Source organism: Pseudomonas sp. 05N434 (assembly GCF_056396965.1).
This window is the reverse complement of record NZ_JBFTMK010000096.1, coordinates 1-17,202: the sequence shown is the minus strand read 5'-3', so window position 1 is coordinate 17,202 and position 17,202 is coordinate 1. Positions and strand designations below refer to the sequence as shown.

At 61.8% G+C, this 17,202-nt stretch carries 11 protein-coding genes; 7 read left to right on the top strand and 4 right to left on the bottom strand.

The genetic code is table 11. The annotated features are described in order from the left end of the window. Positions 1-1,335, top strand: a 1,335-nt coding sequence (locus AC1DLB_RS08975; RefSeq protein WP_477784889.1) for a methyl-accepting chemotaxis protein, incomplete at its 5' end; no start/stop codon positions are given. 35 nt (positions 1,336-1,370) lie between these two features. Here AC1DLB_RS08975 and AC1DLB_RS08970 read toward each other — a convergent pair. Continuing rightward, positions 1,371-2,147 carry a TatD family hydrolase gene (locus tag AC1DLB_RS08970; protein ID WP_477744046.1) on the bottom strand — a complete coding sequence of 259 codons (777 nt, stop codon included), beginning with the start codon at positions 2,145-2,147 and terminating at the stop codon, positions 1,371-1,373. A gap of 3 nt (positions 2,148-2,150) precedes the next feature. Next, positions 2,151-3,146 (bottom strand): catabolite repressor/activator, encoded by a 996-nt coding sequence (gene cra / locus AC1DLB_RS08965; RefSeq protein ID WP_018929498.1) that lies wholly within the window; start codon positions 3,144-3,146, stop codon positions 2,151-2,153. Between the two features lie 301 nt (positions 3,147-3,447). Between cra and fruB the strand changes: the two genes are divergently transcribed. From fruB to AC1DLB_RS08945, 4 genes are all read left to right on the top strand, one after another. Continuing rightward, positions 3,448-6,081, top strand: coding sequence for a fused PTS fructose transporter subunit IIA/HPr protein (gene fruB, locus AC1DLB_RS08960; protein ID WP_477784888.1), 2,634 nt, complete (start codon positions 3,448-3,450; stop codon positions 6,079-6,081). Beyond that, positions 6,081-7,022 (top strand): 1-phosphofructokinase, encoded by a 942-nt coding sequence (gene pfkB / locus AC1DLB_RS08955; protein WP_018929500.1) that lies wholly within the window; start codon positions 6,081-6,083, stop codon positions 7,020-7,022. Before fruB ends, pfkB begins: the two co-directional genes overlap by 1 nt. A gap of 11 nt (positions 7,023-7,033) precedes the next feature. Then, the gene (locus AC1DLB_RS08950) at positions 7,034-8,773 is read left to right on the top strand and encodes a PTS fructose-like transporter subunit IIB (protein WP_018929501.1); all 1,740 of its coding nucleotides are present in this window, start codon (positions 7,034-7,036) and stop codon (positions 8,771-8,773) included. Positions 8,774-8,935: 162 nt separating this feature from the next. Next, positions 8,936-10,477 (top strand): alkaline phosphatase D family protein, encoded by a 1,542-nt coding sequence (locus tag AC1DLB_RS08945; protein WP_477744045.1) that lies wholly within the window; start codon positions 8,936-8,938, stop codon positions 10,475-10,477. A gap of 50 nt (positions 10,478-10,527) precedes the next feature. Here AC1DLB_RS08945 and AC1DLB_RS08940 read toward each other — a convergent pair whose 3' ends face one another. Further along, positions 10,528-13,056, bottom strand: coding sequence for a PepSY domain-containing protein (locus tag AC1DLB_RS08940; RefSeq protein ID WP_477744044.1), 2,529 nt, complete (start codon positions 13,054-13,056; stop codon positions 10,528-10,530). 149 nt (positions 13,057-13,205) lie between these two features. Further along, the gene (locus tag AC1DLB_RS08935; protein WP_477784887.1) at positions 13,206-15,464 is read right to left on the bottom strand and encodes a TonB-dependent receptor; all 2,259 of its coding nucleotides are present in this window, start codon (positions 15,462-15,464) and stop codon (positions 13,206-13,208) included. A gap of 206 nt (positions 15,465-15,670) precedes the next feature. Between AC1DLB_RS08935 and AC1DLB_RS08930 the strand changes: the two genes are divergently transcribed. Both AC1DLB_RS08930 and AC1DLB_RS08925 read left to right on the top strand, forming a co-directional pair. Beyond that, positions 15,671-16,351 carry a Fe2+-dependent dioxygenase gene (locus AC1DLB_RS08930; RefSeq protein WP_018929505.1) on the top strand — a complete coding sequence of 227 codons (681 nt, stop codon included), beginning with the start codon at positions 15,671-15,673 and terminating at the stop codon, positions 16,349-16,351. Further along, on the top strand, positions 16,348-17,103 hold the full coding sequence (locus AC1DLB_RS08925; RefSeq protein ID WP_477784886.1) for a tetratricopeptide repeat protein: 756 nt from the start codon (positions 16,348-16,350) through the stop codon (positions 17,101-17,103). The genes AC1DLB_RS08930 and AC1DLB_RS08925 overlap by 4 nt, the downstream gene beginning before the upstream one ends. Positions 17,104-17,202 lie beyond the last annotated feature (99 nt).

Sequence of the window (17,202 nt, the reverse complement as noted above, 5' to 3'; positions counted from 1 at the left end):
GAATACGGCCTGAAGTTGAAGGACGCTCTGGGCTCCAGTAAAGCCGCGCACGAAACCCTGGCGGCTCAGGCAGAAAGCAGCAAGGCCTCCCTGAAAAAGGCCAGTGAACTGTTCGAAGAACAGGTGGTGATGGCCGACACCCTCGATGCGCCGTGGCAGGCCTTTTTCGATCAGGTCACGGGCCTGATGGACCAGACCTATCAACTCAACGAAGCCACCCTGAAGTTTCTCGGCACCCAGTTGCAGCAGCGGCTGGAGCAGCACCGTACCCACATGGTGTTGCAGGCGGTGGCGCTGGCGCTGGTGTTTGTGTTGATTTTTTACCTCTATGGCGGGTTCTACGCTTCGACTCGCACCACCCTCAAGCGTCTGGGCGCAGTGATGGACAAGGTGGCGGCCGGTGACATGACCGTGACCTTCAGCGCCAACAGCTGCGACGAGCTGGGCGAGTTGGGTGAGGTGTTCACCGGTACCGTGAAGAAAATCCATGACCTGATCGAGCGAGTGGGGCAGACCGTCAGCGAGGTCGAGCGCCAGGCCGGGCAGGTCGAAAGCGTGTCCGCCCAGAGCAACCAGGCGGTAGCGGGGCAGCGTACACAGATCGAACAGGTCGCCACCGCGATGAACCAGATGTCGGCCACTTCCCAGGAGGTGGCGCGCAGTGCCTCTGCGGCCGTCAGCAGTGCCCACAGCGTCAATGACGAGACCGTCAGCGGTCGCGGATTGGTGGAGTCCCAGCAGGGCAGCATCGCTGCACTGGCCAGCGAAATCGATCAGTCGGTGCGGGTGATCAATCAACTGGCCAGCGACAGTCAGTCCATCAGTCGTGTGCTGGAGGTGATCAAAAGCATTGCCGAACAGACCAACCTGCTGGCCCTCAACGCCGCCATTGAAGCCGCCCGCGCGGGCGAGCAGGGCCGGGGTTTTGCGGTGGTGGCGGATGAGGTGCGGACCCTGGCCAAGCGCACCCAGCAATCGACCGAAGAAATCGAGCAGATGATCACCAAGTTGCACAGCGGTGTCGGTGCGGCGGTCAAGGCAATGGGCACCAGCCATCAGATGGCCAATGGCACCGTCGGGCAGTCGGAAAAGGTTCAGCAGGCGCTGGAAAACATCCTCGGCGCCGTCGGCATGATCGTCGACCAGAACCAGCAGATTGCCGCTGCGGTAGAGCAGCAGACCGCTGTGGCCCACGACATCGACCAGAACATCGTCGAGATCAACCGCGCCGGCGAGCGCACCGCCGAAGGCGCGCACCAGACCGAGAATGCGAGCCGAGCGCTGTCGGCGCAGGTGGTGGAGCTCAAGCAGTTGATCAGTGCGTTCCGGGTTTGATGCCACGAAGCAGATCAAATGTGGGAATCAACGGATTACCAGTTGAACAGCTCACAGGCGTTGGCCGTGCTGGCGGCGGCCAGTTGTTCGGGGCTGATCGTCATGAGGGTGGCAAGTGCCTCACAGATCTCCGGCAAATGGGCCGGGCTGTTGCGTTGGCCGGGGAACATGGCGGGGGCCATGTCCGGTGAGTCGGTTTCCAGTACCACCGATTCAAGGGGCAAACCGGCAATCACCCGGTGCATGCGCAAGGCTTGTGGCCAGGTCGCGGCGCCGCCGAGGCCGAGTTTGAAACCGAGCTTGATGTATTCGCGAGCCTCTTCCTGGCTGCCGGCGAAGGCATGAATGATCCCCGCCCGTTTCAAGCGAAACCGTTTGAGTGTGGCGATCACCGCTGCGTGGCTGCGTCGCACATGAATCAATGCTGGAAGATTGAAGTCCGCCGCCAGTTGCAGTTGGGCGTCGAACAGCGATTGCTGACGTTCACGATCCAGAGTTTCGATGAAGTAATCCAGACCGATCTCGCCCACCGCGCATAGCTGGCGATGGCCCGCTAACCGCGTCAGCCAGTCACCGAGTTCGGTCAAATCTTCAGGGCGATGGTCATCCAGATACACCGGGTGCAAACCAAACGCCGCGTGCAGATCGGGATCGCTTTGCACCAGCTCCCAGACCCGCTGCCAATTGGCCTGATACACCCCCAGCACCACCATCCGCCGCACGCCGAGGGCGCGGCTCTCGGCCAGCAGCGCCTGACGATCCGGGTCGAAGTCCGGAAAGTCCAGGTGAGTGTGGGTGTCGATCAGTTCCACGGTTCAGTCCTGAAGAATACGCTGCTTGAACGTCCGCGCGATGGCCTGCACGCCGGGCTGGTAATCGGCCTGTTCGATGGCGGTCACTGCCAGTTCCAGGGCTTTGTCGGCGATCAGTTGATGCTGCTGGGCCATGGCGTTGACCGGCAGCGGCAGGAAGTCCAGCAACTGCGTATCACCAAAGGTGCCCAGGCGCAGCGGGCGGCTTTTCAGCGGGAAATCGTGCAAGGCATCGAACACGCCCTGAAGCAGCACGTAGGAGGTGGTCACCAGCGCATCCGGCAAATGGCCCAGGCGTTGGATCAATTCTTCCATCAGTTGTTTGCCGCACTCACGGCTGAACGACTCGCCGTGCTCGATCAGCGCCTCGCCTTTGAAACCGTTCAGCGCTTCCTTGAAGCCCGCTGCCCGCTCCTGGCTGATACTCAATTCAGGGCGTGCGCCGAGCAGCGCGATCTGTTTTGGCAGCGGGGTCAGCAGGCTGCGGGTCAGGTGCAGGCTGGCTTCGCGATCATCGCTGATCACCGAGCAGAAATGCTCGGGCTCCATCACCCGGTCGATGGCGATGATCGGAATGCCTTTGGCCTGCAACTGGCGATAACTGTCGTCACCGGCCGGCAGGCAACTGGCGACGATCAGCGCATCGCAGCGGCGGGCACGGAACAGTTGCAGCAATTGCCGTTCGCTGTCCGGCGCATCGTCGGAGCTGGCGATCAGCAGCTGATAGCCGCGCGCCCGGGCGCCTTGTTCCAGCAGTTTGGCGATTCGCGCGTAACTGGGGTTTTCCAGGTCCGGCAGAATGAAGCCCAGGGTGCGGGTGTGCCGACTGCGCAGCCCGGCGGCCTGCGGGTTGGGCGTGAAGCCATGTTGTTCGACCACTGCCCGCACGCGCTCGACAGTGGCGCTGCTGATGCGTTGCTGTTCGGCCTTGCCATTGATGACGTAACTGGCGGTGGTCACGGAGACACCAGCCAATTGTGCAATATCACTGAGTTTCAACCCGGTATTCCTTGTTTTTAGAGCGTGCCCCGACATTTTCGCCAATCCTACCCGATTGAGGCAGGCGACCATTGTCGCAGCACATCCGATAATTGGACTTCAAGGATGAGACATTATCGAGTAACGTGCCTAAGATTCTAGATTAAACGTTTCAGCAGGCGTATTTTCTACGTTATAGGTCGCTTTGGCCGGTTCTGCCGCGAAACCGCCAAAACTGCGTCTGAAAAGGTGTTCTCAAAACGCCTAAGCTGAATCAATCAAAACAATACCTGGCGTCACACGGCGCCAAAAAGGAGAAAGCATGCTCGAGCTCACCATAGAGCAGATATCCATGGGCCAGTCGGCTGTGGATAAAGCCACCGCCTTGCAATTGCTCGCTGACCGACTCGTGACCGATGGCCTGGTGGCCGACGGTTACCTCGCAGGCTTGCAGGCCCGGGAAGCCCAGGGCTCGACCTTTCTCGGCCAAGGTATTGCCATCCCCCATGGCACTCCCGAAACCCGCGATCAGGTATTCGCCACTGGCGTGCGGCTGATGCAGTTTCCTGACGGAGTGGACTGGGGCAATGGCCAGATCGTTTATCTGGCCATCGGTATCGCCGCCAAATCCGATGAACACCTGCGCCTGCTGCAACTGCTGACCCGTGCCCTCGGTGAAACCGACCTGGGCCAGGCCCTGCGTCGCGCCAGTTCCGCCGAAGCCTTGTTGAAATTGCTGCAAGGCGCGCCACAAGAGCTGGCACTGGACGCACAGATGATCGGCCTCGGTGTGTCCGCCGATGACTTCGAAGAGCTGGTTTGGCGCGGTGCCCGTTTGCTGCGTCAGGCCGATTGCGTGAGCAACGGTTTTGCCGGCGTCTTGCAGCAGGTCGAAGCRCTGCCGCTGGGCGATGGCCTGTGGTGGCTGCACAGCGAACAAACGGTGAAGCGTCCCGGCCTGGCGTTCGTTACCCCGGACAAACCCATCCGCTACCTCGGTCAGCCGCTGAGCGGGCTGTTCTGCCTGGCCAGCCTCGGTGAAGCCCATCAGGCGCTGCTCGAACGTCTTTGCGCGTTGCTGATTGAAGGTCGCGGCCATGAATTGGGCCGTGCCACCAGTAGCCGCGCGGTGCTGGAGGTCCTTGGCGGTGAAGTGCCGGCGGACTGGCCGAGCGCACGCATTGCCCTGGCCAACGCCCACGGTTTGCATGCGCGCCCGGCGAAGATCCTCGCGCAACTGGCGAAAAGTTTTGAAGGCGAGATCCGTATACGCATCGTCGATGGTCACGACAGCGCGGTGTCGGTGAAGAGTTTGAGCAAACTGCTCAGCCTTGGCGCCCGTCGCGGTCAGGTGCTGGAACTCATCGCCGAACCGGTCATCGCCGCCGACGCCTTGCCGGCCTTGCTGGCGGCCATCGAAGAAGGCCTCGGTGAAGAAGTCGAGCCGCTGCCCGTGGTAAGCCAGCAGCGCGAAGTGCTCGTGGAGGTGGAGGTCGCCGAAACACTGCTCGCGCCAGCGTCCGGCAGCCTGATTCAGGCGATTGCCGCGGCACCGGGGATCGCCATCGGCCCGGCGCATATTCAAGTGCTGCAAGTCATCGATTACCCGCTGCGCGGTGAGTCCGCGGCCATCGAGCGCGAGCGTCTCAAGCAAGCGCTGGCCGATGTGCGTCGTGACATCGAAGGCCTGATCGAGCGCAGCAAGGCCAAAGCGATTCGCGAGATTTTCATCACCCATCAGGAAATGCTCGACGATCCGGAATTGACCGACGAAGTCGAAACCCGCCTCAAGCAAGGTGAAAGCGCCGAAGCGGCGTGGATGACGGTGATCGAAGCCGCCGCCAAACAACAGGAAGCGCTGCAGGACGCGTTGCTCGCCGAACGTGCCGCCGACTTGCGCGACATTGGCCGTCGGGTGCTGGCGCATTTGTGTGGCGTCGAAACGCCTGCGGAGCCTGCGCAACCGTACATTCTGGTGATGGACGAAGTCGGCCCGTCGGATGTGGCGCGTCTTGATCCGACGCGCGTCGCCGGCATTCTCACCGCTCGCGGTGGTGCCACGGCCCACAGTGCGATTGTCGCCCGGGCCCTGGGTATTCCGGCACTGGTGGGCGCCGGCGCCGCCGTGTTGCTGCTGAAACCGGGCACGCCGCTGTTGATCGATGGCCAACGCGGCCGCCTGCACGTGGACGCCGATGCCGCGACCTTGCAGCGCGCCACCGAAGAGCGCGACACCCGCGAACTGCGCCTCAAAGCCGCCGCCGAACAACGCCATCAACCGGCGCTGACCACCGACGGCCACCCCGTGGAAGTGTTCGCCAATATCGGTGAAAGCGCTGGCGTCACCAGCGCGGTGGAGCAGGGCGCCGAAGGCATTGGCCTGTTGCGCACCGAACTGATTTTCATGGCTCATTCACAAGCACCGGACGAGGCCACCCAGGAAGTCGAATACCGTCGTGTACTCGATGGCCTGGCCGGGCGACCGCTGGTGGTGCGCACCCTCGACGTCGGTGGCGACAAACCGCTGCCGTACTGGCCGATCGCCAAAGAAGAGAACCCGTTCCTCGGTGTGCGTGGCATTCGCCTGACCCTGCAACGTCCGCAGGTCATGGAAGCGCAATTGCGCGCCTTGCTGCGTGCGGCGGATAACCGTCCCTTGCGGATCATGTTCCCGATGGTCGGCAGCGTCGATGAGTGGCGCCAGGCTCGGGACATGACCGAACGTCTGCGTCTGGAAATCCCGGTCGCCGATCTGCAACTGGGGATCATGATCGAAGTGCCGTCGGCCGCCTTGCTGGGCCTGGGTGTGGATGAGTTGAGCGTGTCGGGCCGCAGCATTGCCGAGGTCAAGGCGCGCATTCGCGAACTCAGCCTGACCCAGACTCAAACCCTTGCCCAACAGGCCCTGGCCGTGGGCAGCGCGAACGAAGTCCGCGCATTAGTGGAGGCGCTGTAATGGCCAAGATCTTAACCCTGACCCTCAACCCGGCGCTGGACCTTACCGTTCAATTGCCGATGCTTGTGCCCGGTCAGGTCAATCGCAGCGACGAAATGCACACCCACGCCGCCGGCAAAGGGGTGAACGTGGCGCAGGTGCTGGCCGACCTCGGGCATCAGCTGACTGTCAGCGGGTTTCTCGGGGAAGATAACCTTCAGGCGTTCGAAACCCTGTTCGCCAAACGCGGCTTCACCGACGCGTTTATCCGCGTCCCCGGCGAGACCCGCAGCAATATCAAACTGGCGGAAAACGATGGGCGCATCACCGATATCAACGGCCCGGGGCCGCGGGTCAGTGAAGCGGCGCAGCAGGCTTTGCTTGATCGGCTCGACCAGATTGCACCAGGGCATGACGCCGTCGTGGTGGCCGGCAGTTTGCCCCGTGGCGTGAGTGCTCAATGGTTGCGGGAGTTGATCCTGCGCTTGAAAAAACGCGGCTTGAACGTTGCGCTCGACACCAGCGGTGAAGCCTTGCGCGCCGGCCTGTCGGCTGGCCCGTGGCTGATCAAGCCCAACACTGAAGAGCTGGCTGAAGCACTGGATTGCGAAGTGGTTTCCGTGGGCGCCCAAGCCGAGGCCGCAAGCCGTTTGCACGCTCATGGCATCGAGCACGTGGTGATTTCCCACGGTGCCGACGGGGTGAACTGGTTCAGTGTCGGCTCGGCGATGCATGCCACACCGCCCAAGGTCAGCGTGGTCAGCACCGTCGGTGCGGGGGATTCGCTGCTGGCGGGCATGCTGCACGGTTTGCTCAGTGCCGATACGCCTGAACAGACCTTGCGCACCGCCACTGCGATTGCAGCCATGGCCGTCACCCAGATCGGTTTTGGCATCGGCGACGCCGCGCAACTGGCGCAGCTCGAACAGGGCGTGCGCGTGCGCCCCCTGACAGAACAATAAGAGGGTTTGCAATGAAATTAGCCATTGTTACGGCCTGCCCGAACGGCATGGTCACCAGTGTGCTGTGTGCTCGTCTGCTCGATGCAGCGGCCCAGCGTCAGGGCTGGAGCACCAGTGTCGAAGTCGTGGATGCAGCCCATCCGGAACGTCAATTGTCGGCGGCGATCATCGAGGCCGCCGAGTGGGTGTTGCTGGTCACCAGCGCGCCGGTGGATATGTCGCGGTTTATCGGCAAACGGGTGTTCCAGAGCACCCCGGCCCAGGCTCTGCAAGATGTCGAAGCGGTGCTGCGCCGTGGGGTAGAGGAAGCCGAGGTTTACGTCGCGCCCGCAGCCACCGCTGAACCTGCCGCGGTTGCTAAACAGGCGCCACGCCTGGTGGCCGTCACCGCGTGCCCGACCGGTGTCGCCCACACCTTCATGGCCGCCGAAGCCTTGCAGCAAGCGGCCAAGCGTCTGGGTTACGACCTGCAAGTGGAAACCCAGGGCTCGGTCGGCGCACGCAATCCGCTTAGTGCAGAGGCGATTGCCAATGCCGACGTGGTGCTGCTGGCGGCAGACATCGAAGTTGCCACCGAGCGTTTCGCCGGCAAGAAAATCTACCGCTGCGGCACAGGCATCGCCCTGAAACAGGCCGAAGCGACGCTGAACAAAGCCCTGGCCGAAGGCAAGCAGGAAAGCGCTGCGACCGGCGCCAAAGGCCCGGCCAAGCAAGAGAAGACCGGTATCTACAAACACCTGCTGACCGGTGTCTCGTACATGTTGCCGATGGTGGTGGCGGGCGGTCTGATGATTGCCTTGTCCTTCGTGTTCGGCATCACCGCGTTCAAGGAGCAAGGCACGCTCGCGGCGGCGCTGATGCAGATCGGCGGCGAGAGCGCGTTCAAACTGATGGTGCCGCTGCTGGCGGGTTATATCGCCTACTCGATCGCTGACCGTCCGGGCCTGGCGCCGGGGATGATCGGTGGTTTGCTGGCGAGCACGCTCGGTGCCGGTTTCATCGGCGGGATCATTGCTGGTTTTATCGCCGGCTATGCGGCCCAGGCGATCAACCGTTATGCGCGCTTGCCGCAAAGTCTTGAGGCGCTGAAGCCGATCCTGATCATTCCGTTGCTGGCGAGCCTGTTTACCGGTCTGGTGATGATCTACGTGGTTGGCAAACCGGTGGCCGGGATGCTTGCGGGGCTTACCCATTTCCTCGACAGCATGGGCACCACCAACGCAATTCTGCTCGGTGTGCTGCTGGGCGGCATGATGTGCGTCGACCTTGGTGGGCCGATCAACAAGGCGGCTTACGCGTTTTCGGTGGGGCTGCTGGCATCGCAGAGTTATGCACCGATGGCCGCGACCATGGCCGCCGGCATGGTGCCGCCGATTGGCCTGGGCATCGCCACGTTGATTGCCCGGCGCAAGTTCGCCCAGACGGAACGCGAGGCCGGTAAAGCGGCGCTGGTGCTGGGGCTGTGCTTTATCTCCGAAGGGGCGATTCCGTTCGCGGCCAAAGACCCGCTGCGGGTGATTCCGGCGAGCATCGCCGGCGGTGCGCTGACCGGCGCGTTGTCGATGTACTTCGGCTGCAAACTCATGGCGCCGCACGGTGGATTGTTTGTGATGCTGATTCCGAATGCGATCAACCATGCGCTGTTGTATCTGCTGGCGATCGTGGCCGGGAGTCTGCTGACGGCGGTGGTGTATTCGGTGCTCAAGCGACCGGAAACAGTGGAACTGGCGCTGGAGCCGGCTAACGCTTAACAGCCAAAGATCGCAGCCTTTGGCAGCTCCCGGCCAGAACAGTGTTCGACCGCGATATGGCGGCGTACATCGAGCCTGGAGCTGCTGGAGGGTGCGATCTTTTTTGTGTCATACCTGATTCATGCGGCCATGCTTTAGTTTTCCTTTTTCAGGGAGAGCACCATGAGCGAATTCGACCTCGGCCGCCGTCGTGTCATACAAGCTGTCGGAGCCGGGCTGTTGCTGCCCGGCCTGGCGCCGGCGGTGATTGCATCGGTCAAGGATCGGCCGCAACTCACCGATGGTGTGCAGTCCGGCGACCTGTTGGGCGACCGGGCGATGATCTGGAGCCGTAGCGATCGTGCGGCGCGGATGGTGGTGGAATGGGACACGCGCAGCCTGTTCAGCAACCCTCGTCGATTCGTCTCGCCATTGGCCGATGCCGGCACCGATTTCACCGCTCGGGTCGAACTCACCGGCCTGCCTGCCGATCAGGCAATTTTCTACCGCGTGACGTTCGAAGACGCTCAGAGCGGTGTCGCCAGCGAACCGTGGTTCGGCCATCTGCGCAGTGTGCCCAGCGCTCGGCGGAATATTCGTTTCGTCTGGAGTGGCGACACGGTTGGCCAAGGCTTCGGCATCAACCCGGACATCGGCGGTATGCGCATCTACGAAGCCATGCGTCTGCGCCTGCCGGATTTTTTTATCCACAGCGGCGACACCATCTACGCTGATGGCCCGGTGCCGGCGCAACTGACCACCGAAAGCGGCCGGGTGTGGCGCAACGTCACCAGCGAAGCCAAGAGCAAAGTCGCCGAAACCCTCGACGAGTATCGCGGCAATTACCGCTACAACCTGATGGACGAAAACGTCCGTCGTTTCAACGCCGAAGTGCCGCAGATCTGGCAGTGGGACGACCACGAAGTGGTGAACAACTGGTCGCCGGGCAAGCAACTGGATGATCGCTACAAGAGCAAAGATATCCACAGCCTGGTGGGCCGCGCACGGCAGGCCTGGCTGGAATATGCGCCGATGCGTTTGCAGAGCGCCGACGGTGGCGGGCGGATTTATCGCAAGCTGAGTTATGGGCCGATGCTCGATGTGTTCGTGCTCGACATGCGCAGCTACCGGGGTGCCAATGACGACAACCTTGGTGCCGCCAAACCGTTCCTCGGTCGAGAGCAATTGGATTGGCTCAAACGTGAATTGAAAGGCTCCCAGGCTCAATGGAAAGTCATCGCCGCCGACATGCCTATCGGCCTCGGCGTCCCGGACGGCGAAGTCAGCCCCGGTGTGGCGCGTTGGGAGGCGGTGGCCAACGGTGATCCGGGCCCGGCTCAGGGCCGTGAACTGGAGATCGCTGAATTACTGGGCTTTCTGCGGGCGCAGCAGGTGCGCAATTTCGTTTGGCTGACGGCGGATGTGCATTACTGTGCGGCGCACCATTACCATCCTGATCGCGCGGCGTTCCAGGACTTCGAGCCGTTCTGGGAATTTGTCGCGGGGCCGCTGAATGCGGGCAGTTTCGGGCCGAATGCGCTGGATAAAACCTTCGGCCCCGAGGTGGTATTCCAGAAGGCTCCCGCAGCGCAGAACACCTCGCCGTTTGCCGGGTTTCAGTTTTTTGGCGAGGTGAACATCGATGGGCAGTCGGGGGAGTTGAGTGTCGTGCTGCGGGATCTGGATGGGGTGGGGGTGTTCGAGCGTAAGTTGCAGCCGGTTTGAGGGCAGCATGATTGTTCCCACGCTTTGCGTGGRAACAATCATCAACGGTGTCAGTAAACGTCGCGGCGGTAGCGGCCCTGTTCGATCAGGCGCTCGACTTCATCCGCACCCAGCACGTCGTTAAGCACTTGGTCCACCCCTGACGCCATCCCCTGCAAACTGCCGCAGATGTAAATCACGGCGCCATCGGCCAGCCATTTCTTCAGCTCGCCGGCAGACTCGCGCAGGCGATCCTGCACATAGATTTTCTCGGCCTGATCGCGGGAAAACGCCAGGTCCAGACGCGCCAGATCACCGTTGATCAACCACTCTTCCAGCTCCGCACGGCACAGGTAATCGTGTTCCCGATTGCGCTCGCCAAACAGCAGCCAGTGGTGCTGTTGCCCGTCGGCAATCCGTGCCTTGAGCAAACTGCGCAACCCGGCCAGGCCGGTGCCGTTGCCCAGCAGGATCATCGGCACCGGTTCGTTCGGCATATGGAAACCACTGTTGCGCCGCACCCGCAGGTTGACGTGGCTGCCCACAGGCACGTGTTCGGTCAACCAGCCGGAGCCGATGCCCAGGCTGCCGTCTGGGTGCCGCTCCTGACGCAGGATCAATTCCAGCACGCCGTCGGCGGCGATCGAGGCGATGGAGTATTCACGCAGGGCCAGTGGCACCAACGCATTCACCAGCGCTTGCGCGTGCAGGCCGACCAGATGAGCGCGGTTCTCGGGCAGTTGGCGGCTGGCCAGGGCTTGTTCCAGAGGCTGCGACAGGCCATCGAGTTCAACCGTGGCCCGACCGTCAATTCCCAGGCCCTCGAGGAAATGCTCGATCGCCCACGCACCATTGCGCGGCAGCACTTCCACCAGATCACCGGCCAGCCAACTGCTGGTGCTGGGAGCGGTGAGGCCGAGCAAGTACACGGGAGCACCGCTGCTGTCCGGGTTCATCAATTCGCGGCGGGTCAGGGTCCAGTTGTCGTAGCTGGGCGCTTGCCAGGTGTCGACCGGTGCCTGACCCGTCAGCAGACCGAGTTGCTGTTGCCAGTGACGCAGGGCGTAAGGGTCGCCACCGTCGACTTCAACCGGGGCGAACAAGGTCTTGCCGCCGTGCTCGCCCAGCCAGGTGTGCAAGCGACGGGCGAAGCCGCAGAAGTGTTGATACTGGCGGTCACCGAGGCCGAGCACGGCATAGTTCAGGCGTTTAAGACTCGGTGCACGCCCCAGCACTTTACGTTCGAAACCGCGGGCGCTGTCCGGCGCTTCGCCGTCGCCGAAGGTGCTGACCACAAACAGCGCGTTGCTGGAATCTCGCAGGTCCTGTTCGCTGACATCGGCCAACGGTTGAACTTTCACCGGTAATCCGGCGGCCTGCAATTGCCCGGCAGTCTGCCAGGCGAGCTGCTCGGCAAACCCGCTCTGGCTGGCGAAGCCGATCAGCCATGCCGGTGCGTCGCTACCCGGTTGCTCAAGGCCTTTACGGGCATCCTTGATCTGACGTTTCTTGCGTCGGCGGTCCAGGTACAGCAACCAGCCCGTGACGAAAAACAGCGGCATGCTCAGCGCGGTGATGGTCAGGATGATCCGCCCGACCAGCCCGAAATAACTGCCGACGTGCAGTGCATAAATACTGGTCAGCAACTGCGCCTTGAGGCTCTTGTCGCTGTAGCGGTCATGACGGCTGACGGCGCCGGTCACCGGATCGAGGGTGATCTGGTTCCGTGCCTGGTCGTGGGGTGAATCCTTCAGCAGGTAGAACACGGTTGCCGGTTGCCCGGCCACTGGCGGCATCCGAACGTTGTAGGACGAAAGACCAGGGCCGGCGGCGCTGTAGATGCTGCTCCACATCGCGGCGTAATCGGCGGTGGGGGCCGGGCCGCTTGGCGCAGGGCCGCGACCACTGCGAACCCGCTCGTTTTGCGGCGAGTCGGACAGCAGCCTGGTCAGCCCTTTGTTGTACCACTCGTACGACCAGGACAACCCGGTCAGTGCCGCCAAAAGGTAGAACACCAGGCACCAGGTACCGGCCACCGAGTGCAGGTCCCAATTGAAGCTGCGACCCTTTTTCTTCCAGTCCAGCGTCAGCCAGGCGCGCCAGCTTTTCCACTGGCGCGGCCAGCGCAGGTACAGGCCGGACAGGCAGAAGAACACCAGAATCAGCGTGCAGGCGCCGGTGATCTGCCGGCCGGTATCACCCATGGCGAGGAAGCGGTGCAGTTGCAGCATCAGGCCGAAGAAGTCCTGGCCGGTGACGTCGCCCATGAACTCGGCGGTGTACGGGTCGAAATAACGCATCTGCCCGCGACGTTCGCCGGGCGGCGCCGTGAAGATCACCCGCGCAGCATTGCCGCTGTCGGTCTCGACCCAGAGCATAGAGACGATCTTGCCCGAAGCGCTTTCGATTTTCTCCACCAGTTCGGCCGGTGGCAGCACGCCGGCGATCTGCTTCTCGACGTGCAGCACGGAGGGGTTCAGCGTTCGCAGGATTTCATCCTGAAACGATACTGCCGCCCCGGTAATGCCCATCAGGGCCAGGACCAGTCCGGCGCTGATGCCGAAAAACCAGTGCAACTGGAACAGGGATTTCTTCAACACGTCACTCGCCTTGTTCGTTCAAAAGTCATCATCACGGCGCGCATTATGCCGTGAGTTGTCGAGAAGCATTCTTTTTTACACGTAAAAGCCCCGTTCACTTTGATGAACGGGGCTTTTGTCCAAGCGCTTTGGTCTTCACGCTTCTGTTATCAGAAGTGGAAGTTGGCACTCAACAGAGCAGTGCGGCCCGGCGCCACGTGGGCGTAGTGCGTCTGGAATACCTGGTCGAAGTAACGCTTGTCGGTCAGGTTTTGTACGTTGAGTTGCAGGTCGACGTTCTTGGTCAGGCGGTAGCTGGCCATCGCGTCGTAACGCCAGTAGGACGGAATCTCCACCGAGTTGGCGACGTTGCCGAACTGGGAATCGACGAAGGTCGCACCGGCACCGACGGTCAACTTGTCCGGCACCAGGTCGTAGGTCGACCAGAACGTGAAGTTGTTCCGTGGGGTGCTTGGCATGTGGTTGCCTTCATCGGCGGCGAGGGTGGTTTTGACCACTTCGCTGTCCATGTAGGTGTAGCCGCCGAAGACTCGCCAGTTACGGGTCAGCTTGCCGGTGTAGGTCAGTTCCAGGCCATTGACCTGCTGTTCGCCGTCCAGCACTTGGGTGGTGCCGCCGTCCGGATCGTTGATACGCGCGTTGGTTTTCTCGGTGCGGAACAGTGCGGCGGTCAGCGACAGGTCGTCACCGAAGAAGTCCCACTTGGTGCCGACCTCGTAGTTGCGGTTCTTTTCCGGGTCCAGACTGCTGTTGTTCGCCGCCAGTTCCAGGCCACCGTTGCCGCTGGTTTCGCCGGCCGGGTTGCTGGACGTCGAGTAGGCGGCATAGAGGCTGCCGTTTGGCAGTGGGTTGTAGACCACGCCGATCTGGTAGTTCACCAGGTCACTGGTGTTCTGACGGGAGAAACTGCCCGCTGGAGCCGTGCTGCTGGCGTTGGCGAAACCGCTGGATTCGACTTGGTAGTTGTCATAGCGCAGGCCCAGGTTCAGGGACCATTGCTCGTTGAACTTCAGGGTGTCGAACACGTAGGCCGCGGCGGTCTTGGTGTCGGTGTCGGTGAAGGCGTTGCTGTCGGTGATCGTGCCGTTCCAGTTATCCCCAGGCGTCGGGTTGTACAGGCTGGTGCAGTCGCCGGAGTTGAACAGGGCACGGTTGCACTGGGTACCGCTGGCGCTGGAAGTCAGGAGGTACGGGCGGTTGTGGGTGTCCTGATAGGAAAACTCCAGACCGCTCACCAGGCTGTGCTCGATGGCGCCGGTGTTGAATTTGGCACTCAGGTCGGTCTGGTTGATCCAGCCGCTGGACGTCGAGTTACGGCTCTTCGCGCCACGGTAGACACTGCCGTTGGCCACGTTGCCCTTGCTGTCGTCAGGGTTGGTGACGATGTAGTCCAGGGTTGAACGGGACATGCGAAAGCTGTTCGACACGGTCAGGCTATCGTTCAGATCGTGCTCGAGCTTGATCGTGCCGCTGTCGTTGCTGGTCTGGCGATAGTCGCGGCCGGTGAGGCCGTAGAAGTTGTCGCGGTTGACGTTGGCCGGCTTGTCGACGTTGTACTTGCTGCGGTTGGAGCTCAGGGTCAACGKGATGCCGTAGTCGGGCATGTCGTCGGTTTCGACGTGGTAGTAGCCGACGGTCAAGCGGGTGTCGGTGCCCAGGCCGAAGGCGAAGGACGGTGCCACGCCCCAGCGACTGACGTCCACGGCATCACGCCCGGCGACGTTGGCTTCGTGCTTCATCAGGTTCAGCCGGAACGCCGAGGTGTCGGTCATTTGCTGGTTCAGGTCGAGGGTGGTGCGCTTGGTCTGGTCCGAACCCCAGGTGAAGCCGCCGTTGTAGGCATTGCCCAGCTTGGCGGTCTTGCTCACCAGGTTCAGGCTGCCACCGGTGGAACCGGCGCCGGTGAAGGCCGACCCTGGGCCCTTGCTGACTTCGATCGATTCAACGTTGAAGATCTCGCGGCTCTGGGACGCCACGTCGCGCATGCCGTCGATGAACACGTCGCTTTCGGCGTTGAAGCCGCGAATGATCGGACGATCACCGGCCGGGTTGCCACCCTCGCCGGCACCAAAAGTGATGCCCGGCGTGGTGCGCAGGGCGTCGACCAGGCTGGTGGCGCCGGTGTCGCGAATCACTTGTTGCGGGATCACGGTGACGCTTTTCGGCGTCTCGCGCAGTGGCGCGGTGTACTTCTTGGAGGCCGAGGTATCGGTCTTGTAGGAGGTGTCATCCTGCTCGCCTACAACGCTGGTGGCGTCCAGGGATATGGCATTGCCGGGTGCTTTTTCGTCGGTCTTCTCGGCCGCGAAAACCATGTGGCCCGCAGAGCCGGCGGTGATCGCCACGCCAATTGCAGACGCGAGCAAACGCGGTGAACTGACCGTTGATTGTGGTTGTTGGCGTGACATGTGAATTCCCCTCCCCAAGGATTTGAGGTCGCGGAATGTAGAGTAAATACGTATCTGTATCAATTGCGAAACGTTGCTATTCGCAGCGAATTTACATTCTTTACAATTTGCCTTTACGGTTTTTGCGGTTTCATTCGTCTCTTGGGTTTTACATAAGTAATAAGAATCAATACCATTAACGTCCCTTTGCTTTCAGGTGTCTTTCCATGTTGTTGCACATTCCCGGCGTGTTCGCGAAAGAAGAAGTGCAGCGCATTCGCGAGGCCCTGGCGCAGGCGGATTGGGCCGATGGCAAAATTACCGCCGGTTATCAGTCGGCGAAGGCCAAGCACAATCTGCAATTGCCTGAAGGACATCCGTTGACCAAGGAAATCGGTGCGGCGATGCTCGAGCGGTTGTGGAAAAATCCGCAGTTCATGTCAGCGGCATTACCGCACAAGGTCTTCCCTCCGTTGTTGAACTGTTACACGGCCGGTGGCAGTTTCGACTTCCATATCGACAATGCCGTGCGTCAGCCCAAGGGCAGCATCGAGCGGGTGCGCACCGACCTGTCGGCGACGCTGTTCTTCAGTGACCCGGAGGATTACGACGGCGGCGAACTGGAAATCCAGGACACCTTCGGCACTCAGCGCGTGAAATTGCCGGCCGGCGATATGGTCCTGTATCCCGGCACCAGCCTGCACAAGGTCAACGCCGTCACGCGTGGAACCCGCTACGCATCGTTTTTCTGGACGCAAAGCCTGGTGCGTGAAGACAACCAGCGCGCTTTGCTGTTCGAGATGGACGGGGCGATTCAGCAACTGACCCAGGACATGCCCGACCATCCTTCATTGATCCGCCTGACCGGTACTTACCACAACCTGTTGCGTCGCTGGGTCGAGGTATGAGTTATCAATTGCGCCGCGAGGAAGTCCTCGACGGTGATCGCCTCAAGGCCATGCTGGAGGAAAGCCCGGCGCGCGCAGCCCAGGCGATTCTGATCGCCGCCCGTGAAGGTGTGCTGGATGCCCAGGCCTTGCTGGGACAGATTTTGCTGGACGGGCGGGGTATCGAGCGGGATCAGCCGCTGGCGCTGCGCTGGTTCGAGATTGCGGCTCAGCGCGGGCACTTGATGGCGCGCAACATGCTTGGTCGTTGCCATGAACATGGCTGGGGGTGCACCGCCAACGCCACGAGCGCCGCGGGGCATTATCGCCTCGCCGCCGAGGCAGGACTGGATTGGGCGATGTACAACTACGCCAATCTGCTGGCTACCGGGCGCGGGGTGGTCGAGGATCRGGCGCAAGCGCTGAATCTCTATCGGCATGCCGCTGAATTGGGCCACGCAAAGTCGATGAACCTGCTGGGGCGATACCTGGAAGAGGGGCGCGATTGCCCGGCAGATCCGCACGCTGCCCGTGACTGGTATCGACGCTCGGCTGAAGGAGGGGATTTTCGCGGTCAGTTCAGTTATGCGGCGATGTTGGCGGATGAAGGTAAGGTCGACGAGGCGTTGGTCTGGTTACGCAAGGCCTTGGACGGCGGGAATTTGAATTTCTTGCGGGTGGCGAACAAGGCGCTATTGACGTCGACCGATCCAAGAATTCATGGGCTGGCTACCGAGTATCAACAGCGTGCTCGAGAGCTGACGCCAGGATAGATCGTTCCCACGCCCCCGTGTGGGAGCGATCAGCGCAGGCACAAAAAAGCCCATGACACGTCATGGGCTTTTTGATTTCTGCGTGCAGTGCTTACACGT